Below are 20,036 nucleotides of genomic sequence, written 5' to 3'. Positions count from 1 at the left end.
GCTCCGAAGGATAGTCAGCATCCGCATGGCCGAAGTCACCATAATGGGGACATGACTGATGCGCGCATCCTGGTCGTCGACGACGAACCCAACATCCGCGACCTGCTCTCGACGGGTCTCAGCTTCGCCGGGTTCCAGGTGAAGACCGTCGCCAACGGCGCCGCCACGATCTCGGCGGTGCTCGAGGAGGAGCCGGACCTCATCATCCTCGACGTGATGCTTCCGGACATGAACGGCTTCAGCGTGACCAAGCGTCTTCGCGGCGCCGGGTTCACTGCGCCGATCCTGTTCCTCACGGCGAAGGACGGCACGGACGACAAGATCGAGGGGCTCAACGCCGGCGGCGACGACTACGTCACCAAGCCGTTCAGCCTCGACGAGATCGTCGCCCGCGCTCAGGCCATCCTTCGCCGCACGATGCAGGCCGACGAGGAGTCGATCATCCGGGCCGGCGAGCTGTCGATGGATCAGGACACCCACGACGTGCAGGTGGGCAAGGAGTCGATCGAGCTGAGCCCGACCGAGTTCAAGCTGCTGCGCTATCTGATGCTGAACCCGAATCGCGTGCTGTCGAAGGCCCAGATCCTCGACCACGTGTGGGAGTACGACTTCAACGGCGATGCCGGCATCGTCGAGAGCTACATCTCGTACCTCCGCCGCAAGATCGACCCGCACACCGAGGAGTCGGTGATCCAGACGAAGCGCGGCTTCGGATACATGCTCAAGGTCGGCAAGTAGTCCGGCACACCGCCGCACGCTGACGCCGCACAGCATCCGTCTCCAGGGAGGTCCGCATGGCGCACAAGCCTGACGCGATCACCCGGTGGTGGCGGTCGATCAGCCTGCGCGCCAAGGTGACGGGCGTCACGGTCGCGGTGCTCGCGCTGGGTCTTCTCGCTGCGGGCATCGGCACCGTGCCGATCCTGCGCAACTCCCTCATCAGCAACATCGATGCGCAGCTTCCGGCCCTGGTGTCGGCGGATCTCGCGAGCCGCTACTTCGAGGTGACGGTCGAGGACGGCGAGACCGTCTACACCCCCACCGACTCGCCGCGAGACTTCTTCGTCGCGATCTACGACGCCGAGGGCGTGCTGCAGACGACCACCGGGAACTCCGCCAACGGACAGCCCCTCTTCCCCGCGACCTATTCGCCTCTCGACGTGCAGGCGAACGAGGACACGCCGTTCACGATGGAGGGGACCGAAGGGTCGAGCTTCCGCGCCGCTGTCGCGCGGGTGCCCGGAGAGGGCGACGGATCGCTGCGTATCCAGATCGTCGCGATGCCTCTCGAGTACGCGGATCGCATCATCAGCCAGTACTTCGGCATCTACATCACGGTCGCGTTCGTCACGATCTTCCTGGCCGCTCTGCTGACCCGCGGTCTGGTGACCCTGACATTCCGTCGACTCGGGCAGGTCGAGTCGACCGCCATGTCGATCGCCGCCGGCGATTTCACCCAGCGTCTCACCGATCTCGAGCCCACGACCGAGGTCGGCCGCCTGAACAGCGCGATCAACACGATGCTCGACCGCGTCGACGCGTCACTCGCGCAGCGAGATCGCACCGTGCAGCACATGCGGCGCTTCATCGGAGATGCCAGCCACGAGCTGCGCACTCCCCTGGTGAGCGTGCGTGGATACGCCGAGCTCTACCGCATGGGCGCGATCAAGGGCGAGGAAGACACCGCACGCGCGATGGAGCGGATCGAGAAGGAGGCGATCCGCATGGGCGTCCTGGTCGAGGACCTCCTCGCTCTTGCGCGCCTCGACGAGGAGCGGGAGCCCGAGATCGAAGCCCTCGATCTTCGACCGATCGCGCGGGACGCCGCTCTCGACCTGCGCGCTGCGGCTCCGGCGCGCACCGTGACCGTGGTCGATCGCACCGTCGAGGCTCCGCTGATCGATGTCACCACGCGCTCTACACCCGTCGCTCCCTCCGCTCCGGAGACGCCAGCACCCCGTGGGCTCTCACGCGGAACGCTCGCGCGCCTGCGCCGTCGCCCCCGGAACTCCGGTGCGGCCGTGCCGGCGATCGACTTCACCGAAGCGGCGGACATCCCCGTGCGCACGCCGCCGATCGTGCTCGGCGAGGAGAACAAGGTCCGCCAGGTCGTCACGAACCTGCTGGGCAATGCGCGACGCTTCTCGGCGGAGGAGAGTCCGATCGAGATCGTGGTCGACGCAGATCGTGTGCGAGGCACGGGGAGCATCGCGATCGTCGATCACGGTGAGGGGATCCCGCCGCAGATCCGCGAGCAGATCTTCGAGCGCTTCTGGCGCGCCGACACCTCGCGCGCTCGCGAGACGGGAGGGTCTGGCCTGGGTCTCGCGATCGTCTCGTCCATCGTGAAGGCGCTGCACGGAAGCGTCGCGGTGTCGGAGACGCCCGGCGGCGGAGCGACGTTCACCGTCACCCTCCCCCTCGCACCTTCACGCGCGACACCTGCGCATCTTCTCGAGGACACCCAGCCGATCGAGCCGCTCGACATCTGACGGCTCCTGCTGCACGGAGAATCCTCCGCGCAGGTTCTCCACAGCGGCTGCGGGCGATCGCGCCGCATCGGCATCCGGCAGTCGCCCCTCCCCTACCGTCGGAGAACCGAACGAGAGGAGTTCCCATGTCCGTCATCACCGTCGACACCGAAGCAGTAGGTGCCGCCCAAGGAGCCGCACTGGCCACGATGGAGCGTCTGCAGACCGAGTCTGCGACGCTCATGTCCCAGCTGACGCAGCTGCAGGCATCGTGGGTCGGCACCGCCTCAGCCGCGTTCCAGTCATGCGCTGAAGAGTGGCGAGGAGCCCAGCTGCACGTCGAGCAGGTGCTCGAGTCCATCGGGCACTCGCTGGGCAGTGCGGCGACGCAGTACGCGGATGCCGATCAGTACTCAGCGAGCCTGTTCCGCTGACTCACGGGCTCGACCGCCCGCGAACGCAGAAACGCCCCGACCGAGGTCGGGGCGTTTCTGTTCAGCAGTGATGGATCAGAAGTCCATGCCACCAGACGGGTCACCCATCGGGGCCGGAGCCTTCTCGGGCTTGTCAGCCACGACGACCTCGGTGGTGAGGAAGAGAGCCGCGATCGATGCTGCGTTCTGCAGCGCCGAGCGGGTCACCTTCGCCGGGTCGATGATGCCCGCTGCGAACATGTCGACGTACTCACCGGTAGCCGCGTTGAGGCCCTGACCCGAGGGAAGCTCGGAGACCTTGTTCGCGACCACACCCGGCTCGAGGCCGGCGTTGAGGGCGATCTGCTTCAGCGGAGCCTCGATCGCGACGCGAACGATGTTCGCACCGGTCGCCTCGTCGCCCGAGAGCGAGAGAGCGTCGAGAGCCTTGGTGCCGGACTGGATCAGCGCGACGCCACCACCGGGGACGATGCCCTCCTCGACGGCTGCCTTCGCGTTGCGGACGGCGTCCTCGATGCGGTGCTTGCGCTCCTTGAGCTCGACCTCGGTTGCCGCGCCCGCCTTGATGACGGCGACGCCACCTGCAAGCTTGGCGAGGCGCTCCTGCAGCTTCTCGCGGTCGTAGTCGCTGTCGGTGTTCTCGATCTCGCGACGGATCTGCGTGACGCGACCCTCGATCTGGTCTGCCTCTCCGGCACCCTCGACGATCGTGGTCTCGTCCTTGGTGACGATGACCTTGCGAGCGCGACCCAGCAGGTCGAGCGTGGCGTTCTCGAGCTTCAGGCCGACCTCTTCGGTGATGACCTGACCACCGGTGAGGATCGCGATGTCCTGCAGCTGCGCCTTGCGGCGGTCGCCGAAGCCGGGTGCCTTGACGGCGACCGACTTGAAGATGCCCTTGAGCTTGTTGAGCACGAGAGTCGCGAGAGCCTCGCCCTCGACGTCCTCAGCGATGATGACGAGCTCCTTGCCGTCCTGGATCACCTTGTCGACGATGGGCAGAAGGTCCTTGATGTTCGAGATCTTCTGGTTCGCGATGAGGATGTAGGCGTCTTCGAAGACAGCCTCCTGGCGCTCCGGGTCCGTCACGAAGTACGGGTTCAGGTAGCCCTTGTCGAAGCGCATGCCCTCGGTGAGCTCGAGCTCGGTGCCGAAGGTCTGCGACTCCTCGACGGTGACGACGCCCTCCTTGCCGACCTTGTCGATCGCCTCGGCGATGAGCTCGCCGATGGCGGGGTCAGCAGCCGAGATCGAAGCGGTCGCAGCGATCTGCTCCTTGGAGTCGATCTCCTTCGCGCTGGCGAGGAGCTCCTCGGTGATGGCCGCGACGGCCTTCTCGATGCCGCGCTTCAGCGAGATCGGGTCTGCGCCGGCTGCGACGTTGCGCAGACCCTCGCGGACCAGAGCCTGGGCGAGCACCGTGGCGGTGGTGGTTCCGTCACCGGCGACGTCGTCGGTCTTCTTGGCGACCTCCTTGACGAGCTCCGCACCGATCTTCTCGTACGGGTCGTCGAGCTCGATCTCCTTGGCGATGGAGACGCCGTCGTTCGTGATCGTGGGGGCGCCCCACTTCTTCTCCAGCACGACGTTGCGACCGCGCGGGCCGAGCGTCACCTTGACGGCGTCGGCGAGAATGTTGAGGCCGCGCTCGAGGCCGCGGCGGGCCTCCTCATCGAAAGCGATGATCTTTGCCATGAGTTTTGTCGTCCCTCCTGGACGTAGACGTTGGGTTTAGCACTCAGAGTGAGAGAGTGCTAACGCCATTCTGGCACTCGACCCCATCGAGTGCAAGCTGCGGGGAGGACCGCGCGGCGCTCTACGGGGCAGGGGTGTCTGCGGGAGTCTCGGGAGCGGTGGTCGCGCGATCGAGTCCGATGACCACCGTGAGTTGCTTCGCGCCGGTGTCGTTCAGATCGGTGTAGAAATCGCTCTGCTCCACCTGCGCTCCGCCGATGAGGTTCGCGAGGCCGATGGCCGCGAGCTCGTCCTCGTCGGCGACGTAGTAGACCGTCGTCGTCGAGAAGTCCTGGCTCGCGCTGTCGGTCGCGAACACGACGTCCGCTGCCCAGCCGTTGTTGATCAGGACGTCGCGCATCTGCTCGTCGAGCCCCTCGTCCGGGGATGCGTTGAGGATCATCACCGAGTAGGTGACGTCGACGACTCCGGTCTCGACGGGTGCAGGACTGGCCGTGGGGACGGCCTCCGGGAAGAGGCTGATGCGCCCCATAACCACCAGCGAGCCGAAGATGCCGCCGATGATGAGAACCAGAGCGGCCACGAAAGACCAGAGGAGCACGACCCAGCCGTTCATCCCCGGGGCTTCGGCGCGATGCGCTCCGACGCGTCCGGATGATCGGGGGACGTCGTCGAATCGATCTCGGCTGGGCTTTGACACCCCTCGATGCTAACGGCACCGACCTCTGTATCCGCATCGAGCGCCGTCGGCGCGTGGCGGACGCGCGAGTCAGCCGACGAAACCGGGCGTGCGAGCGGCTCTCTGGAATGATCTCGAGTCGCGGATGCGCCGCAGCCGACGCACCAGCATCGGGTCGTACTCGAGGGCGGCCTCCGACTCGATCAGACGTCCGAGGAGCTGGTAGTAGCGCGCGGCGCTCATACCCAGCTGGGCGCGGATGGTCTCCTCCTTCGCGCCGCCGTGCCGCGGCCACGCGGTCTCCAGCGCGAGGATCGCACGATCGCGCTCGCTCAGCTCTCCCAGCATGAGATCAGATTAGGTCGCCGCCCCGCCGATTCCGGCACGCCACTCCCACCATCGCCCGAGTGGGTCGGCGGCTGCGCGCACCTGCCCGTCGAGCGCCACGACGAAACCGGGCCACTCCGCTGCGACGACGGGCGGATCCCAGGCGTCGAGGAGCGCGGGAGGGTCGATGGTCAGCCAGCGCGCGCCGAGTCCCCGGATGCGGTCGACGAGGGCTTCACGGGCCTCCCGGGGAATGTGCACCAGCACGCCGGGAGTCGTGACGACGAGGGCGGCGTCGCGGGGCGCCTCGGCGGCGAGCTCGTCGATCTGCTCGAGCGCGTCGCCTGCGACGAGGTGGGGAGGGGCGGATGCCGCGATGTCGAGCGCCGCCGACACCCGTTGCTCGCGCCCCTCCTCCCCCGGCCACACCAGACCCAGCAGCCAGCGCCGGTCACGCTCGTCTCGCGCGTCGAGCGGCGCGAGGTCGATGCCCGCTCGCCACACCACATCGGGCATCCGCATCGGCGGAAGGGCTCCGTCGACACGGCTCTCGAGGATCACGGTGGAGGGGCCGTCCGCGGGGTCGAGCGACGCGCGCAGCCGCCCGTCCGCGCCCACGAAGCGATACGAGTACCTGTCCGGATAGAGGCACAGTCCTGCGGAGGCTCCGACCTCGAGCAGCGCGATCGGGCCGTCGATCTCCGACAGCGCAGGCAGAAGTGGCGCGAGACGCAGAGGTTCGTTCGTCTGCAGGCGCCGGCCGCTGCACTCGGCCACGATCTCATCGGCGCGCGCGATCACGAATGACCGCCAGGCGCCGTAGCCGACGAGGCCGGCGCCCAGCATCCGTGTCACCGCGAACACGAGCGGGGGCTGCCGTCTGTTCTCCGGAATCCGCGCGAGCACGCCCTGGACCTCGGAGTCGGCGGCGACACCGTCGGCCCACTCGACATACAGGTCGCTGCGCCCCGGCGCCTCCTGCTCGGCGAAACGCGCGTAGCGCTGCTGCACGGCATCCGTCATGGATCCATTGTCTCGTGGCGCCGAGCGCCTCTGAACGCGAGAGAATGGATCAGACCCCCAGGAGGACCGATGTCGTACAGCGTGGACAAGACCGAAGAAGAGTGGCGCGAGGAGCTCGGCGAGGAGCAGTACGCCGTGCTGCGCGAAGCCGCCACCGAGCGCGCCTGGACGGGCGAGCTTCTCGACGAGGGCCGAGCGGGCCTCTACACCTGCGGCGCCTGCGGTGCCGAGCTGTTCAAGAGCGGCACGAAGTTCGACTCCGGATGCGGCTGGCCGAGCTTCTACGAGTCGATCCGCCCCGACGCGGTGCAGCTCATCGAGGACACGACGCTCGGCATGGTGCGCACCGAGGTGCGCTGCGCGAGCTGCGGCTCTCACCTGGGTCACGTCTTCCCCGACGGATTCGGCACGCCCACCGGCGACCGCTACTGCATGAACTCGATCGCCCTGAACTTCACACCCGAAGAGTCGTGAACGCCCTCGAGGCGGTCCGCGCACGGCAGTCCTGGTCGAAGGTCACCGACGACGCGCCGTCGCGCGATGAGCTGCTGACGCTCGTCGCCGCAGCGGGTCGTGTGGCCGATCATTCGTCGCTGCGCCCGTGGCGTCTCATCGAGCTCCGCGGGTCCGACCGCGAGGTGCTCGGCGCGGCGATCGCGAAGGCGGAGGGTGACAAGTCCCCGTCGACCAAGCCTCTTCGCGCTCCGCTGCTGATCGCCGTGGTCGCCAGCTATCGCAAGAGCGACAAGGTTCCCCGGTGGGAGCAGGAGGCGGTCGCGTCAGGCGTCGCCCACATGCTCAGCCTGCTGCTCGACGAGGCCGGCTGGGGTGTGCTGTGGCGCACCGGTCGGTACACGCGCTCGAAGGCCATCGCGAAGGCTCACGGCATCGGCAAGAACGAAGAGCTGCTCGGCTGGCTGTATGTCGGCGGCAAGCCGCAGGGCAAGAAGCCGGGACGCCGCAAGCCGGTCGACGCCCGGGCACTCGTGACGCGGATGCCGCAGCCGAAGAAGAAGTAGGGCGCTCAGCTGCGTCGGCGCCGCGGGAGTGCGACGACCACGGATGCCACGGCGACGATCACCATGCCGACGATCTGCCAGAGCGCCGGCCCCGCGGCCGCGGGCCAGATGAGGTCGATGATCACCGACGTGGCGAGCTGACCGAGCACCGAGCCGAGGCCCATCAGCAGCACGCCGGTATGCGCGACGATGAAGGCGCCGAGCAGGATGTACGCCGCGCCGAGGAATCCTCCGAGGTACAGCCACGGCTCGGTCGGCAGCGCATCGGGCACCCCTCGCACGGCGATGCTGATGCCCGCGGCGGCCAGCAGCGCGACGGTGCCGGCGATGAAGCTCATGAAGGTGGCCGCGAGGGGCGACCTCACGCGCTGAGCCAGCCTGCCGTTGGTCGCTGCCTGCCAGGCGATGCCGACACCCGCGGCGAACGGCAGCAGCAGCATCCAGAGCGGTGCGGTGGCCAGCACGTCCCCGCTCAGGGAGATGCCCACTGCGGCGAGCGCGAACGCGCCGCCCGCCACGCGTCCCGGCGTGATCGCGACGACTCCCGCCGGGCCGAACCCGATCCTGTCGAGGACGAGGCCGTGCAGCGTCTGTCCCGCCACCACGCCGACCGTGAACAGCGAGACGCCGAGCACGCCGGCGGTGATCCCCTGGGTCGATACGGTGAGTGCGCCGCAGGCGCCGCCGAGCAGCATCCAGAACGGGATGGTCCGATCGCGGATGCCGCTGCGCAGTCGTCCGACGCCTCGACGAGCCGAGGGAAGGCAGACGATCACGACCGCCAGGGCTGCGAGTCCCACGGAGAACGAGATGAGACCGGCCGCGCTGCCGTTGTCGATCTCGACGCCCAGCACTCCGTTGATCCGGGCCTGGACAGCCGTCATGACGCCGATCGCGACTGCTCCGCCGAGCGCGAGGGGCGGGGAGAGACGACGAACCTGAGTCACCCGTCGACCCTAGCCGAGCGAGGATCCTCCTCCCGCAGCGTGCACGATGTCCGTGGCCGGGCGTACCCTGACGGCATGTGCGCGAGCTACGGACTTGACCCCCGGTTCACCGACACCGAACTCCTCGCAGCGGCCGACGAGGCCGTGCTCGACGGTCTCCGGGAGTGGGCTGAGCAGAATGCCCGCGAGACCGTTCGCCCCACCGGCAAGAACCTCCGCAATCTCAATCCGATCGTCGTCCAGCCCGACACCGCTCCGACGCTCGAGCCGGCGTGGTGGGGATTCCTCATCAACGGGGAGCCGTCGAAGTTCCCGTCGATCAACACCCGCTCCGAGCGGCTGCAGGAGCGCCCCGGCGGATTGAAGAGTCGCGCGCTCGTCCCTGCGACCAGCTGGTACGAGATGAAGAAGCCCGAGCGCGTGTGGCACGAGTTCCTCGTCGACGAGGGGGCCCTCTTCGGGATGGCCGCGGTCACCCAGAGAGGTCGCACCGCCGACGGCGAGTCCTTCACCTGCTACTCGATCGTGATGCGCCCGGCTCCTCCGCACCTCGCGGACGTGCACGACCGGATGCCGCTGCTGATCCCCGCGTCCCTGAGTGAGGAGTGGCTCACCGCCGAGCCCACGAAGGACATCATCGACGAGGCGCTGCTCGCCGCTGCGACGCTCGACGAGCGCGTGCACGCCGCGCCGCGCGCGAGCGACAAGGGCGCGGATCGGCTGTTCTGAGCTCATGGATTCGACGAATCTCGTCGCCACCGCGGCGGAGCGTGCAGAGGAGCTGCCGGGCGCGGCGCGGGAGAACCCGTTCGGTCCCGAGTGGGACGTGTACAAGGTGCGCGGACGCGTGTTCCTGCTGATCCCTCTCGACCAGACCGGGAGGGTCACGCTCAAGTCGCACCCCGACGACTCGGTCGCATTGCGCGAGACCTTCGCCGACATCGTCCCGGGGTACCACATGAACAAGAAGCACTGGATCACCCTCATGCCGGGGCCGTCACTCGACGAGGAACTCGTGTCCGAGCTGGTCACGGAGTCGTACCGTCTGGTGGTCGAGAAGCTCCCACGCGCCCAGCGGCCCGTGGATCCCGACCTGTTCGGGCGCCCCTCGTCCTGACGATTCCGCACCGGCCATCCACCGTGAGGATGACCCGCTGCCTCCGGGGAACGGTACCCAGGGAGGACGCGCGGGCTGCGGCGCCGTCGATAGCGTCGTAGACATGATCACAGCAGAAGGCCTCACGAAGAGATTCGGAGACAAGACAGCCGTCCAGGACGTGTCGTTCACGGTCAAGCCGGGCACGGTCACCGGGTTCCTCGGTCCGAACGGCGCAGGAAAATCCACCACGATGCGCATGATCGTCGGCCTCGACCGACCGACGTCCGGCATCGCGACCGTCGCCGGCCGGGAGTACCGGAAGCTTCGCGCCCCGCTCACGGAGGTGGGGGTGCTTCTCGACGCGAAGGCGGTGCACACCGGCCGCACCGCTCGCAATCATCTGCGTGCGATGGCGGCGACCCACGGCATCCCCGCGTCGCGCGTCGACGAGGTCATCGACCTGGCGGGCATCGCGCCCGTCGCCCGCAAGCGCGCCGGGAAGTTCTCACTCGGCATGGGGCAGCGGCTCGGAATCGCCTCGGCCCTGCTCGGGGATCCGCACACGCTGATCCTCGATGAGCCTGTCAACGGCCTCGACCCCGAGGGGGTGCGATGGGTGCGACAGTTCGTGCGCCATGCGGCGTCCGAGGGGCGCACGGTCCTGCTGTCCAGCCACCTGATGAGCGAGATGGCGCAGACCGCCGATCACGTGATCGTGATGGGCCGGGGCAGAGTGCTCGCCGACGCTCCGCTCGAAGAGCTTGTCCGCGCCTGGACGACGAACACCGTGCGCGTCCGCACGCCCCGCGCAGCGGATCTGGCCACAGCGGTCGGCGGTCCGTCGGTCGAGATCGTGAGCTCGGCTCCCGACCTTCTCGACATCGTCGGCCTGCCGGCCTCCCGCATCGGCGACCTCGCCGCTCGACACGGCATCCCCCTGCACGAGCTCACCCCGACCACCGGGTCGCTCGAAGACGCCTATCTGGCGCTCACCGGCGACTCGGTCGAGTACCGCACGAAGGAGATCTCATGACCGTCCAGGCTCCTGCCCGCACGCGCCAGCACGTCGACACCGGACACCGCCTCACGTTCGTCCGCGCGATCCGCGGCGAGTGGATCAAGCTCTCCACGCTTCGCTCCACCTGGTGGTCCATCGGCATCGCCGCAGTGCTCACCGTCGGCATCGCGGTGCTCATCGCTCAGGCGATCGACCTGCCGGGCTTCGACCCCATTCAGGCCGTGGTCATGCCGATCCAGTTCACGATGCTGCTCGCGGGCATCCTCGGTGCGATCTCCGTGACGGGTGAATACTCGACCGGAATGATCCGCTCGACGCTGGCAGCCAACCCGAAGCGCGGCTCCGTGCTCGCCGCCAAGGCCGTCGTGATCGCGGTCTTCCTGTTCGTGTCGTCTCTGGTGATCTTCTCAGCCGCAGCTGTCGCCGTCTCCGCGGTCGTCGCGTCGCGCGATCAGAGCATCGACTGGTCCGATCCGGCGGCATCGCTCCTTCCGATCGTCGTGTCGTCGCTTGCCATGTCCGTCTTCGCTCTCATCGGCGTCGCATTCGGCTTCATCCTGCGCTCGGGCGCCGGAGCCATCGCCGCGACCGTCGGCCTGCTGTTCGTCCTGCCGATCGTCGCGAGCTTCTTCACGATCGCCGGCGACGCGTGGACGTGGCTCCTCGAGACCGCGAACTACCTGCCGGTCGCCGCCGCTCAGAGTGCGATCCTTCCCGAGGGAGCCGCCCTCGAGGGCCCGGTCGCGTATCTCACGCTGGCCGGCTGGGTGGCTGCGGGCATGCTCGCCGCCTGGGGCGTGCTCCGCACCCGCGACGCGTGACCGAGAGCCGACCGATGACCGATCCGCGTAGAGTCGGCCGGTGACCACCCCGATCAGCCGCAGCACCTCAGTCCGCGAGGACGAGGGGCTGCGGCTGCCGCGTCCCCCGGCGTCCTACGCCGTTTCTGGGCGCGGCATCCGGTGGTCGCCGACGTCGTCATCACGATCCTGTGCCTGCTCCTCTCCCTCGTTCCCGCTGGTGCGATCACCCGCGATCTTCCGATGCCCCTCGCCATCGGCGTGGCGATCCTGGTCCCCGCCGCGGTGGTCGGCACCTGCGCGACTCTGCTCTGGCGGCGCAGACACCCGCTGGTGCCGTTCGTGGCATCTTTCGCACTCGAAGCCCTGTTCCTCTTCGCGCTTCAGCCGATCGGCGCTCCTGTCCTGCTGGTCAGCTGCTACTCGCTCGCCGTGTACCGCTCGTCGCGGGCGGCGTGGACCGGCTTCGGCATCGCGATCGCATCGCTCGCGGCGCTCGCCGGTGCGCTCACCCTCACCGGCGTCATCACTCTGCAGATCGCCGCGAACGCCGTCGTGATGTCGCTGGTCCTCGGACTCATCGGCACTTTGATCGGTGTGAATGTCGGAGGACGCAAACGCTACCTGGCTGCGGTGATCGACCGCTCCCGCCAGCTGCTCGTGGAACGCGATCAGCAGGCCCAGCTGGCCGCAGCAGGCGAACGCGCCCGCATCGCCCGCGAGATGCACGACATCGTCTCGCACTCGCTCACGGTGATCGTCGCCCTGTCCGAGGGCGCAGCCGCGACACCGGATCCCGTGCAGGCACGAACGGCGGCGTCCTCCGCCGCCGAGACGGCTCGCAGCGCGCTCACCGAGATGCGCGCGATGCTCGGAGTCCTCCGCGCCGATGATTCGCCACTCCCCCTGGCACCTCTCGAGCCAACGCCGCCGCAGGAGACGGTCGCAGTGGCGCAGCGCGCCGGTTTTCCGGTGACGCTCTCCGTCACAGGCACCGCCTCGATCTCCACCGCTCTGTCGCATGCGCTCGGCCGCATCGTGCAGGAAGGCGTCACGAACGCCATGAGGCACGCGCCGATGGCGACGTCGATCGAGGTCAGGCTGATCTACGCCTCGGATTCGGTGATCGTCGAGATCCTCAACGACGGCGTCTCCGGCCCTGTCGGCACGACCGGGTTCGGCCTGCGCGGGCTCGTGGAACGTGCCGCGCATTCGGGCGGCACGATCACCTCTGAACCCGTCGAACGCGGTCGGTGGATGCTGCGCGCCGAGCTGCCTGTGTCGCCCGCCGATCCTGCTGACCTCGAACCGAAGGATGCACCATGACCGAGCCGATCAGGCTTCTCCTCGTCGACGACCAGGCTCTCATCCGCGTCGGCTTCCGGATGGTGCTCGACGCCGAGGCCGACATGGTCGTGGTCGGCGAGGCCGCGGACGGGCATGACGCGATCGTCCAGGCGTCCGGACTCCGTCCCGACCTCGTGCTGATGGACATCCGGATGCCGGGGCTCGACGGGATCGCGGCGACCGAGGCCATCGTCCGCGAGAATCCGGACACCCGTGTTCTGGTGCTCACGACGTTCGATCTCGACGAGTACGCCTTCGGCGCGATTCGCGCCGGCGCGAGCGGATTCCTCCTGAAGGACGCGCAGAGGCACGAGATGATCTCGGCGATCCGAGCCATCCACCGCGGTGACGCGGCCCTCTCACCGCGGGTCACGCGGATGCTGCTGGAGCATGTGACCCCGACGCTCGGCGCGACACCGGCAGCGTCCGCCACTGCGACCGAGGACCTGACGGCAGACCTCACCGACCGCGAGCGCGACGTCTTCGTCGAGATCGCGCGCGGCCTCACGAACGCGGAGATCGCTCAGGCGCTGTTCGTCAGCGAATCCACCGTGAAGACGCATGTCGGCAGGATCCTGTCGAAGCTGGGATCCCGCGACCGCATCCACCTGGTCATCCTGGCTCACAGGATGGGTCTGGTCGACGGCGGCCTGTCCTCGGGCTCTTAGCAAGGGCGGAGGACAGGCCGACAGCCTCAGGCCTTCGCCGGTGTCCACTCGGAGACGCGGTTCAGCGTCTCGATCTCGTCCTCGCGCAGTTCCAATCGCGCTCCGGCGAGAAGGTCAGGAACCTGCTCGACCGTCCGCGCACTCGCGATCGGGGCGGCGACCGTCGGCTGAGCACGCAGCCACGCCAACGAGGTCGCCGCGATCGAGGCGCCGTGGGCGTCGCCGATCTCCTCGAGAGCGTCGATGATGCGCAGCCCCGCCTCCGTCGCGTATTTGGCCGCACCGGAGGCGCGCGGCGAGGTCTGACCCTCGACGGCCGCCGAACGGTACTTGCCGGTGAGGAATCCGCTCGCGAGCGAGTAGTAGGGCACCAGGCTCAGACCGAACTCCTGCGCCACCGGGATGATCGTCTCCTCGACGTCGTTGCGGTGAACGAGGTTGTAGTGGGGCTGCACGGCGACGGGCGACGCCGATCCCGTGCGACGGGCGATCTCCACCCACTCGCGGATGCGCTGCGCAGTGTAGTTCGACACCGCGACGTTGCGTACGAGGCCGTCTGAGACGAGCTCGCCGAATGCGGTGACCGTCTCCTCCAGCGGCACGGTCTCATCGTCGAAGTGCGCGTAGTAGAGATCGATGGCGTCGACGCCCAGTCGGGCGAGCGATGCCTCGGCGGCCCTGCGCACGTTCGACGCCGACAGCCCGGAGAACTCCGGGTGCTGGCTCACCTTGGTCGCCACGATGACGCCTTCGGGCTTGCGTGACGCGAGCCACTCACCGATGATCGTCTCGCTCTCGCCGCCCGAGTTGCCCGGCACCCACGAGCTGTACCCGTCTGCGGTGTCGATGAAATCGCCACCACCCGCCACGAAGGCGTCGAGCACGGCGAACGAGGCATCACGGTCGGCTGTCCAGCCGAACACGTTGCCTCCGAGCGAGAGCGGGAAGACGTCTAGGTCACTGTTTCCGATACGAGTCATACCGGGGAGAACGTGTGCTCTGCTCGCACTATTTCCCGTGTGACGATCTGTGTCGTCGAGGGAGGCGCGGATGCGATCCGCTGGACGGTGCCGACTACAGGACTCGAACCTGCAACCCCCGTTTGAAGGATGCGGTGTCCATGCGTGTACTTTTCTGGACTCTCTGCGCGATTCCGCGTGGTCAGTACAACCATGTACAGGTTGGTACGCCTCGAAAACCATGACTAAACCATGGATACGACGAGCATCAGCGAGGGGTTACGCCGCGGTCCTGCGCGCCCGCGCAGCAGCGCGGATCGCCATCTGTTCACGGGCGCCGAGCGGTGATCGCGTCGGCTGCCATCCCCTCGGCCGAGCTGGCGGCACGCCTGAGCAGCACGAAGTATCTGATCGGGGTGATGCCGAGCTCGCGGCGGATGCGCTCGGCTCGGGTCGGCGTGTGGTGCGGGTTGGCGGCCTCGAAAGCGAGGATGTCAGCAGGCGTCACGGTTCCGATCATCCCTCCAACCACCGACGTCGGCACGGCGACGTAGACTCATCATCTCGGCCGGAGGAAGGACACCCGGCCATGCCTCGAAGGCTCTCCCCCGACGTGATGCTCAGCATCGAACTCGACGCCATCTGCTCACCCAACAGGTACACCAGCGACCCGGGCCCTGTGATCGCCGAGCTCTACGCGACTGCCGGCGACCGGCTCGATATCCTCACCGAGTCCGTCGGCCTCTGGGTCGGGTTCTTCGAAGAGGCCCACATCATCACCCTGTGCACCGCACTGCGCGAGCTGCCCGGACTCGAGCCGTGGATCGCGATCGGCGCGAACCGCCGCGCGCAGCCCGACCACCGGACGCCGACCGCGCACGCAGGTGCGTCGTGGCCAGAACGCGGCAGGTGACCCGTTCGCTACAGTTGGCCTAATGAGGGGATACGCGGAACGCTTCGACTTCGGCAAGCAGACCATCAGGGGCTGGGTGTACGACGAAGAGGCGGAAGACAACCGGGATGTGCGCGTGGTCGCGACCTTCGACGGCGAGATCGTCGGGGAAACGAGACCGAGCGCAACTCGTAACGACCTGCAGAAGATCACGACCCAAGATGCGTGGTTCTCCCTCGAGTGCTCCCGTGCCTTCACCGCTCTCGATGTCGTATCCGGACGGTTCCAGGTCAAGGCTCTGAGTGATGGTCGAGAAGCAGCTCTGAGCCTCGGAGCCGACGGTCTAGCCACTCTGAAGAAGACCGCCGTCGAAGAACTGAATGGTGAGTCGTCGTCGTCGACGACCCTCTGGTCTTCGGAAGAGCGGAACGCGGTGAAGCACCAGGTCGAGGCGGGCAACCTGTCCCCCATGCTCATGCCGGCCGGGTTGCCGTCGATGGATGGGTCAGCGGTCATCGGTCTGCGCGGGCATCTCTTCCTCACCGAGGGCAGCAACTCCCTGCTGTCGCTGTACGCCGAGCCTGTCGACGATGCACTCATGTCGCGAGTTGACCGGTGGATGGATGTGCTCGCCCAGCGAGGAGAAGGCTGCGAGGCACGTGGGACGCGCTTCGTGCAGACCATCATCCCGGAGAAGCTGACCGTCCTGCGCGACGATGCCCCTGTCGACATTGAGGGTCCGAGCCCCGTGCTCCAAGAGATCGAGAGCAGGCTGCGCGACGCCGACTTCTACGTCAGCGGCCTGTCCCCCTTCGAGCAGTGGAGCGACGTCGACGATCCATTCCTGATGGCGGACACGCACTTCTCAGCCGTCGGCGCTCAGCGAATGTTCTCCGCCCTCGCCGCGCAAATCGACTCCCAGCTCGTGCCCATCGTCGACGCCGTTCGCATGTACCAGTTCCGGTATGCAGTCGGTGACCTCACCGGCCGTTTCAAGTTGCCTCTCTACTCACGGATCGTCGAACCGAGCGACGATGAACTTGCCGCCTACGCGGACGGCATCACGATGATCGAGAACCACTTCCCTGCCGATGGCGGAATGAGGGGCCGGCGTTTCAGGTGGACCAACAGCACCGCGCCGAGCCCGCTCAAGGTGCTCATCTTCGGCAACTCCTTCTTCGGAACCGGTGACTTCGCCGGATACCTCTCCTGGTGGGGAAAGCACCTCTTCAGCGAATTCCACTTCCACTGGGGGCCCGACTTCGACTGGGATCTAGTCGATCAGTTGAAGCCTGACGTAGTCGTGGGGCAGACGGTCGAGAGATTCCTCAACAGAGTCGCCGCGATCTAACGCACCACAACGACGAAAGACCCCCACCCGGCCCGAAGGCTAGGTGGGGGTCTTCTGTGTCCGTGCAGGGCTCAGCGAAGATCGCGGCGCAGAAGCGCGCGCGGAGTCGGCACGTTCGGCACGGTCACCGCGAGGCCGAACAGGCTCGACAGGTAGAGGTAGCCGGCGGTGATCGGGGTCGTGATCTCGGTGATGTCGAACGCGGCCGTCGCGCCGTCGACGACAACTGCCGTGCCGAGGATGATGCCAGCGGCGCCGAGGACGATGCCAGCGGCCTTGCGGACGGTGGGGTTCTGGACGACGACGTTCGGCGTCTGTGTGGGCGTGCTCATGGTGACCTCCTAGGTCTTGGGGTTGAGGGGTTGAGTGGGCCAGTCGTCGCCGACCATGTGGCCGAGGCCGAGGCGTCGAAGGATGGGCTCGGGGAGCATGGGAAGGTCGCCGGGGCGGCCGCGGTGATTCCAGAGCCAGAGCTGTGTCTCGCGGGCTCGGACAGCGTCATGCATCTCGTGCGACTCGGCGCCGACGGTCTTGAGCTTCTCCCGCATCTCCTCAAGCTGCGTAACCAGCTGAGCGGTGCGCTCGTCGACGCGCTCGTCGATGTACCGCATGAGCGCGTCGGCGTCCTTGAATCGGCCGGAGATCGTGCCTTCCTCGACCTGCTGAGCGTCGGCGCGGTCCTTGCGTCGAAACCGCCAGAACGCGATCAGCGCGAGTAGCACCCCCGACAGCAGCGCGATGACGGAGACGATGATGCCGGTATCAGTCACGCGCGACCTCCAACGGCTTCCGCCTCTCCACCGCCCGTCGGTCGGCCCACTCGGTCGCGAGCAGGTCCAGACGGAAGAGAGGCAGCGGCAGCGGCAGGAGCAGGATCACCGACACGAACCACGACGGCGCTTCCTGCTGCGCGATTTGCTCCGGCGACGGGGAAACGATGATCGCGATCGCCTACTACCGGGACTCCGATGGCGTCACCCGTTTGATGCAGCGACAGGGGCGCACCGCCCCGGAGGCAGAGCGCATGCTGATCAAGGCGCTGAAGAAGCGTCTCGCGCCGGCGAGCGAGATGCTCACGTCAGCCTCGACCGTGAGCGACCTCGCGACGATGTGGCTCGACTCGAAGGCGCGGCTCGCCGAGGGATCGATTCGGATCTACAAGAACGCGATCGAGAAGCACATCTCCCCCGGCCTCGGCGCGGTGCGGCTCAGTGAGATCAGCGTGCCGCGGCTCGACCGATTCATCACCGCGCTCACGAAGTCCTCGGGCCCCGGCACCGCGACTACGACGCACGTCGTGCTGCGCGGTATGTTCACGCTCGCTGCGCGCCACGGCGCCGTGCGCCCGAACCCGATGACCGACGTTCCAGCACCGGAGAAGCGGAAGCGCACGACCAGGCGCGCCGCCCCGAACCTCGAGGTCGTGCGGGCGATGCGTGCCCGCTTCGAGGAGTGGGACGCCGGAACCGAGCGGAGGCCCGCCGACGACCGGCGACGCCGGCGGCCGCGCGCGAGTGAGCTGCTCGACACGACGGACATGATCATCGGCACCGGAGTCCGTACCGGCGAGCTGCTCGCGCTGCAGTGGGATCAGCTCGACCTCGACGCGAAGCTCGCCACGATCCGGCGCACGATCGCGCAGGACCGTGACGGGAAGTTCTTCGTCCAGGAGTTCACGAAGACGGACGCCGGATACCGCGAGCTCGAGCTGCCCGATCATCTCGTCGACATGCTGATGCGTCGGCGCGTGGCGTCCTATTCGGCGTTCGTCTTCGCGTCCAGCGTGGGGACGTTCCGTCACCCGAACAACTATCGGACCTCCTGGCGCGACGCGCTGCGCGACACGGACTGGAAGGGCACGACGCCGAAGAGCTTCCGCAAGACCGTCGCGACCGTGCTGCGCGACGAGCTCGGCGTCGAAGCGGCAAAGGATCAGCTCGGCCACGAGTCGGAGCGCACGACGCTGAAGCACTACGCCGACGAGGTGCACCGCGGCCCGGCTGCCGGACTTGTTCTGTCGAAGTTGTTCGTCCGAAAACCATGAGTAAACAACGAACCGCCCCGATTCCGAAACGGAACCGGGGCGGTTTTCTTCGCTATGAACTGGGATTTCTTGTGCCGACTACAGGACTTGAACCTGCAACCCCCGTATTACAAGTACGGTGCGCTACCAATTGCGCCAAGTCGGCGGACACCACCCAGCTTAGCGATGGGCGGCGGGCACCGACGAACTACGGCGCCGGGGTCTCCGCAGGTGCAGGCTCCGTGGTCTCGGTCGGCGCGGGAGTCGGAGTCTCGGTGGCGTAGTACGCGTCACTTGCGACCGTGAGCACGAACTGGGAGAACTCGCTCGGGTCGTCGAGGGCGCCGACGTAGGCCTCGCCGTTCACGACGATCATGGGCGCGGCAGTCAGCACGAGGTCGTCCGAACCGACGAGCGGGCCCTCCAGCGCACGGGACGTGGCTTCCTTCGCCCAGGTGACGTAGTCCTGATCCTCGATGCACGACCGGACGCTCTTGACGTTGTCCGAGCCGACCGCGCCGGCGATGTCGGCCAGCTGAGAATCGGAGAAGCCGTCGGTGTTCACCTCGGGCTGGTCATCGAGCAGGTCGTGGTTGAACGCGTAGAACTGTGCCGGCGAGTGCGTAGCGACACAGGCCGCGGCCGCCGCCGAACGCAGGGAGTACTTGGTGCCGTTCGAGCTCGCGGTGAGCAGCGCGACCGGGTGGTAGGTGACCGTCGCCGCACCCTCCGAGATCCAGTTGACGAGCTGGCGCGCGTTGGCACGCTCGAATTCACCGGCATCCGGCGACAGGTAGTCGACGTAGATGTGGATGTCGACCGTGCTCGACGTGGTGGGCTCCGGGGTCGGCGTCGTCTCGCCACCCGCCTCGGTCTCCTCCGGGCTCGGAGGCGCGACCGTCTCGTCGGACATCGCGGACGCGCTGATGTCGGAGACGAGGATGCCGTCGTCGCTCATCCCGCCCGGGGTGAGCTGCGGCTTCGAGACCTGTGCAGAGACGGCGAGCGTGATCGCGGTGCCGATGGCGCCGACGGCGACGACGGCGATCGCGCCGAGGATGATTCGTCGCATCACGCGCGCCCTCGACTGCTGGGCATGCACCTTCTGTGCCTTCTCCCGCACGACCTCACGCGAATTGCGAGGGCTGGGGACGTTCGGCGTCTCGTCGCTCGACATCGTTCCTCTAGACAGTCTCAGGGGGGCAGGGTGGCCCCGGACGCCACTCGGGCGGCGAACGCCGCGTTAAGCGGCCGAGATCGATGTTAACCAGCCAGGCTGAGAAA

Annotated in this window: 24 protein-coding genes and 1 tRNA gene; 14 read left to right on the top strand and 11 right to left on the bottom strand. The window is 67.6% G+C overall.

Features of this window, described 5'->3' with window-relative positions; genetic code table 11:
• Positions 1-51: 51 nt before the first annotated feature.
• The 3 genes from ACZZ93_RS16580 to ACZZ93_RS16570 all read left to right on the top strand — a co-directional run bounded on the left by ACZZ93_RS16580 (position 52) and on the right by ACZZ93_RS16570 (position 2,905).
• Positions 52-738, top strand: coding sequence for a response regulator transcription factor (locus ACZZ93_RS16580; RefSeq protein WP_053097249.1), 687 nt, complete (start codon positions 52-54; stop codon positions 736-738).
• A 56-nt stretch (positions 739-794) separates the two neighbouring features.
• Entirely contained in the window at positions 795-2,492 is a 1,698-nt protein-coding gene (locus tag ACZZ93_RS16575) for a sensor histidine kinase (protein ID WP_463499709.1), read from the top strand.
• 125 nt (positions 2,493-2,617) lie between these two features.
• Positions 2,618-2,905, top strand: a complete 288-nt coding sequence (locus ACZZ93_RS16570; protein ID WP_056279906.1) for a WXG100 family type VII secretion target — start codon at positions 2,618-2,620, stop codon at positions 2,903-2,905.
• Positions 2,906-2,980: 75 nt separating this feature from the next.
• On the opposite strand, the gene groL is transcribed toward ACZZ93_RS16570, so the two are convergent.
• From groL to ACZZ93_RS16550, 4 genes are all read right to left on the bottom strand, one after another.
• On the bottom strand, positions 2,981-4,600 hold the full coding sequence (gene groL, locus ACZZ93_RS16565; protein ID WP_053097253.1) for a chaperonin GroEL: 1,620 nt from the start codon (positions 4,598-4,600) through the stop codon (positions 2,981-2,983).
• Between the two features lie 121 nt (positions 4,601-4,721).
• Complete coding sequence (locus ACZZ93_RS16560; protein WP_230100374.1) at positions 4,722-5,300, bottom strand: LytR C-terminal domain-containing protein; 579 nt, start codon at positions 5,298-5,300, stop codon at positions 4,722-4,724.
• Positions 5,301-5,369: 69 nt separating this feature from the next.
• The gene (locus ACZZ93_RS16555) at positions 5,370-5,627 is read right to left on the bottom strand and encodes a DUF3263 domain-containing protein (protein ID WP_053097256.1); all 258 of its coding nucleotides are present in this window, start codon (positions 5,625-5,627) and stop codon (positions 5,370-5,372) included.
• 9 nt (positions 5,628-5,636) lie between these two features.
• Positions 5,637-6,629 carry a DUF2332 domain-containing protein gene (locus tag ACZZ93_RS16550; protein WP_053097259.1) on the bottom strand — a complete coding sequence of 331 codons (993 nt, stop codon included), beginning with the start codon at positions 6,627-6,629 and terminating at the stop codon, positions 5,637-5,639.
• Positions 6,630-6,698: 69 nt separating this feature from the next.
• On the opposite strand from ACZZ93_RS16550, the gene msrB reads away from it, so the two are divergent.
• Positions 6,699-7,103, top strand: coding sequence for a peptide-methionine (R)-S-oxide reductase MsrB (msrB, locus tag ACZZ93_RS16545; RefSeq protein ID WP_285364169.1), 405 nt, complete (start codon positions 6,699-6,701; stop codon positions 7,101-7,103).
• Positions 7,100-7,648, top strand: coding sequence for a nitroreductase family protein (locus ACZZ93_RS16540; protein WP_053097263.1), 549 nt, complete (start codon positions 7,100-7,102; stop codon positions 7,646-7,648). Before msrB ends, ACZZ93_RS16540 begins: the two co-directional genes overlap by 4 nt.
• A 5-nt stretch (positions 7,649-7,653) precedes the next feature.
• Here ACZZ93_RS16540 and ACZZ93_RS16535 read toward each other — a convergent pair whose 3' ends face one another.
• Positions 7,654-8,595 (bottom strand): DMT family transporter, encoded by a 942-nt coding sequence (locus ACZZ93_RS16535; RefSeq protein WP_463511588.1) that lies wholly within the window; start codon positions 8,593-8,595, stop codon positions 7,654-7,656.
• Between the two features lie 75 nt (positions 8,596-8,670).
• Between ACZZ93_RS16535 and ACZZ93_RS16530 the strand changes: the two genes are divergently transcribed.
• The 6 genes from ACZZ93_RS16530 to ACZZ93_RS16505 all read left to right on the top strand — a co-directional run bounded on the left by ACZZ93_RS16530 (position 8,671) and on the right by ACZZ93_RS16505 (position 13,527).
• The gene (locus ACZZ93_RS16530; protein WP_056279898.1) at positions 8,671-9,324 is read left to right on the top strand and encodes an SOS response-associated peptidase family protein; all 654 of its coding nucleotides are present in this window, start codon (positions 8,671-8,673) and stop codon (positions 9,322-9,324) included.
• Between the two features lie 4 nt (positions 9,325-9,328).
• On the top strand, positions 9,329-9,712 hold the full coding sequence (locus ACZZ93_RS16525; protein ID WP_056279896.1) for an MmcQ/YjbR family DNA-binding protein: 384 nt from the start codon (positions 9,329-9,331) through the stop codon (positions 9,710-9,712).
• A 103-nt stretch (positions 9,713-9,815) separates the two neighbouring features.
• A complete protein-coding gene (locus tag ACZZ93_RS16520; RefSeq protein ID WP_053097271.1) occupies positions 9,816-10,727 on the top strand; it encodes an ABC transporter ATP-binding protein in 912 nt (303 codons plus the stop codon).
• Positions 10,724-11,533 (top strand): ABC transporter permease, encoded by an 810-nt coding sequence (locus ACZZ93_RS16515; RefSeq protein WP_053097273.1) that lies wholly within the window; start codon positions 10,724-10,726, stop codon positions 11,531-11,533. The genes ACZZ93_RS16520 and ACZZ93_RS16515 overlap by 4 nt, the downstream gene beginning before the upstream one ends.
• 141 nt (positions 11,534-11,674) lie before the next feature.
• Entirely contained in the window at positions 11,675-12,838 is a 1,164-nt protein-coding gene (locus ACZZ93_RS16510; protein WP_463511587.1) for a sensor histidine kinase, read from the top strand.
• Positions 12,835-13,527, top strand: a complete 693-nt coding sequence (locus ACZZ93_RS16505; protein ID WP_463499706.1) for a response regulator — start codon at positions 12,835-12,837, stop codon at positions 13,525-13,527. Before ACZZ93_RS16510 ends, ACZZ93_RS16505 begins: the two co-directional genes overlap by 4 nt.
• A 26-nt stretch (positions 13,528-13,553) precedes the next feature.
• Here ACZZ93_RS16505 and ACZZ93_RS16500 read toward each other — a convergent pair whose 3' ends face one another.
• Both ACZZ93_RS16500 and ACZZ93_RS16495 read right to left on the bottom strand, forming a co-directional pair.
• Positions 13,554-14,507 (bottom strand): aldo/keto reductase, encoded by a 954-nt coding sequence (locus ACZZ93_RS16500; protein WP_463499704.1) that lies wholly within the window; start codon positions 14,505-14,507, stop codon positions 13,554-13,556.
• A 307-nt stretch (positions 14,508-14,814) separates the two neighbouring features.
• Complete coding sequence (locus ACZZ93_RS16495; protein WP_463499701.1) at positions 14,815-15,006, bottom strand: DUF3263 domain-containing protein; 192 nt, start codon at positions 15,004-15,006, stop codon at positions 14,815-14,817.
• Positions 15,007-15,075: 69 nt separating this feature from the next.
• On the opposite strand from ACZZ93_RS16495, the gene ACZZ93_RS16490 reads away from it, so the two are divergent.
• On the top strand, positions 15,076-15,399 hold the full coding sequence (locus ACZZ93_RS16490; protein WP_053097283.1) for a hypothetical protein: 324 nt from the start codon (positions 15,076-15,078) through the stop codon (positions 15,397-15,399).
• Between the two features lie 22 nt (positions 15,400-15,421).
• On the top strand, positions 15,422-16,729 hold the full coding sequence (locus tag ACZZ93_RS16485) for a hypothetical protein (RefSeq protein WP_463499699.1): 1,308 nt from the start codon (positions 15,422-15,424) through the stop codon (positions 16,727-16,729).
• Positions 16,730-16,800: 71 nt separating this feature from the next.
• Here ACZZ93_RS16485 and ACZZ93_RS16480 read toward each other — a convergent pair whose 3' ends face one another.
• Together ACZZ93_RS16480 and ACZZ93_RS16475 are read right to left on the bottom strand one after the other, a co-directional pair.
• The gene (locus ACZZ93_RS16480; protein WP_053097287.1) at positions 16,801-17,061 is read right to left on the bottom strand and encodes a hypothetical protein; all 261 of its coding nucleotides are present in this window, start codon (positions 17,059-17,061) and stop codon (positions 16,801-16,803) included.
• A gap of 9 nt (positions 17,062-17,070) precedes the next feature.
• Positions 17,071-17,499 carry a hypothetical protein gene (locus tag ACZZ93_RS16475; protein ID WP_400341901.1) on the bottom strand — a complete coding sequence of 143 codons (429 nt, stop codon included), beginning with the start codon at positions 17,497-17,499 and terminating at the stop codon, positions 17,071-17,073.
• Between the two features lie 167 nt (positions 17,500-17,666).
• Between ACZZ93_RS16475 and ACZZ93_RS16470 the strand changes: the two genes are divergently transcribed.
• The gene (locus ACZZ93_RS16470; protein WP_463499693.1) at positions 17,667-18,773 is read left to right on the top strand and encodes a tyrosine-type recombinase/integrase; all 1,107 of its coding nucleotides are present in this window, start codon (positions 17,667-17,669) and stop codon (positions 18,771-18,773) included.
• Positions 18,774-18,845: 72 nt separating this feature from the next.
• Here the strand turns inward: ACZZ93_RS16470 and ACZZ93_RS16465 are convergent.
• Positions 18,846-18,918 (bottom strand) — tRNA-Thr (locus ACZZ93_RS16465).
• A gap of 42 nt (positions 18,919-18,960) precedes the next feature.
• The gene (locus ACZZ93_RS16460; RefSeq protein WP_463507718.1) at positions 18,961-19,929 is read right to left on the bottom strand and encodes a DsbA family protein; all 969 of its coding nucleotides are present in this window, start codon (positions 19,927-19,929) and stop codon (positions 18,961-18,963) included.
• Between the last annotated feature and the right edge of the window lie 107 nt (positions 19,930-20,036).

Source organism: Microbacterium sp. AC026 (genome assembly GCF_979258475.1).
Note: the sequence above shows the minus strand (reverse complement) of the source record. Positions and strands in the feature narration are given on the sequence as shown.

Coding starts and splice junctions, on each gene's coding strand:
- ACZZ93_RS16575 (WP_463499709.1), top strand. CDS start 795: ATGGCGCACAAGCCTGACGCGATCACCCGGTGGTGGCGGTCGATCAGC.
- ACZZ93_RS16550 (WP_053097259.1), bottom strand. CDS start 6,629: ATGACGGATGCCGTGCAGCAGCGCTACGCGCGTTTCGCCGAGCAGGAG.
- ACZZ93_RS16500 (WP_463499704.1), bottom strand. CDS start 14,507: ATGACTCGTATCGGAAACAGTGACCTAGACGTCTTCCCGCTCTCGCTC.
- ACZZ93_RS16525 (WP_056279896.1), top strand. CDS start 9,329: ATGGATTCGACGAATCTCGTCGCCACCGCGGCGGAGCGTGCAGAGGAG.
- ACZZ93_RS16480 (WP_053097287.1), bottom strand. CDS start 17,061: ATGAGCACGCCCACACAGACGCCGAACGTCGTCGTCCAGAACCCCACC.
- ACZZ93_RS16460 (WP_463507718.1), bottom strand. CDS start 19,929: ATGTCGAGCGACGAGACGCCGAACGTCCCCAGCCCTCGCAATTCGCGT.
- msrB (WP_285364169.1), top strand. CDS start 6,699: ATGTCGTACAGCGTGGACAAGACCGAAGAAGAGTGGCGCGAGGAGCTC.
- ACZZ93_RS16530 (WP_056279898.1), top strand. CDS start 8,671: ATGTGCGCGAGCTACGGACTTGACCCCCGGTTCACCGACACCGAACTC.
- ACZZ93_RS16485 (WP_463499699.1), top strand. CDS start 15,422: ATGAGGGGATACGCGGAACGCTTCGACTTCGGCAAGCAGACCATCAGG.
- groL (WP_053097253.1), bottom strand. CDS start 4,600: ATGGCAAAGATCATCGCTTTCGATGAGGAGGCCCGCCGCGGCCTCGAG.
- ACZZ93_RS16505 (WP_463499706.1), top strand. CDS start 12,835: ATGACCGAGCCGATCAGGCTTCTCCTCGTCGACGACCAGGCTCTCATC.
- ACZZ93_RS16520 (WP_053097271.1), top strand. CDS start 9,816: ATGATCACAGCAGAAGGCCTCACGAAGAGATTCGGAGACAAGACAGCC.
- ACZZ93_RS16555 (WP_053097256.1), bottom strand. CDS start 5,627: ATGCTGGGAGAGCTGAGCGAGCGCGATCGTGCGATCCTCGCGCTGGAG.
- ACZZ93_RS16495 (WP_463499701.1), bottom strand. CDS start 15,006: ATGATCGGAACCGTGACGCCTGCTGACATCCTCGCTTTCGAGGCCGCC.
- ACZZ93_RS16515 (WP_053097273.1), top strand. CDS start 10,724: ATGACCGTCCAGGCTCCTGCCCGCACGCGCCAGCACGTCGACACCGGA.
- ACZZ93_RS16580 (WP_053097249.1), top strand. CDS start 52: ATGACTGATGCGCGCATCCTGGTCGTCGACGACGAACCCAACATCCGC.
- ACZZ93_RS16490 (WP_053097283.1), top strand. CDS start 15,076: ATGCCTCGAAGGCTCTCCCCCGACGTGATGCTCAGCATCGAACTCGAC.
- ACZZ93_RS16570 (WP_056279906.1), top strand. CDS start 2,618: ATGTCCGTCATCACCGTCGACACCGAAGCAGTAGGTGCCGCCCAAGGA.
- ACZZ93_RS16470 (WP_463499693.1), top strand. CDS start 17,667: ATGATCGCGATCGCCTACTACCGGGACTCCGATGGCGTCACCCGTTTG.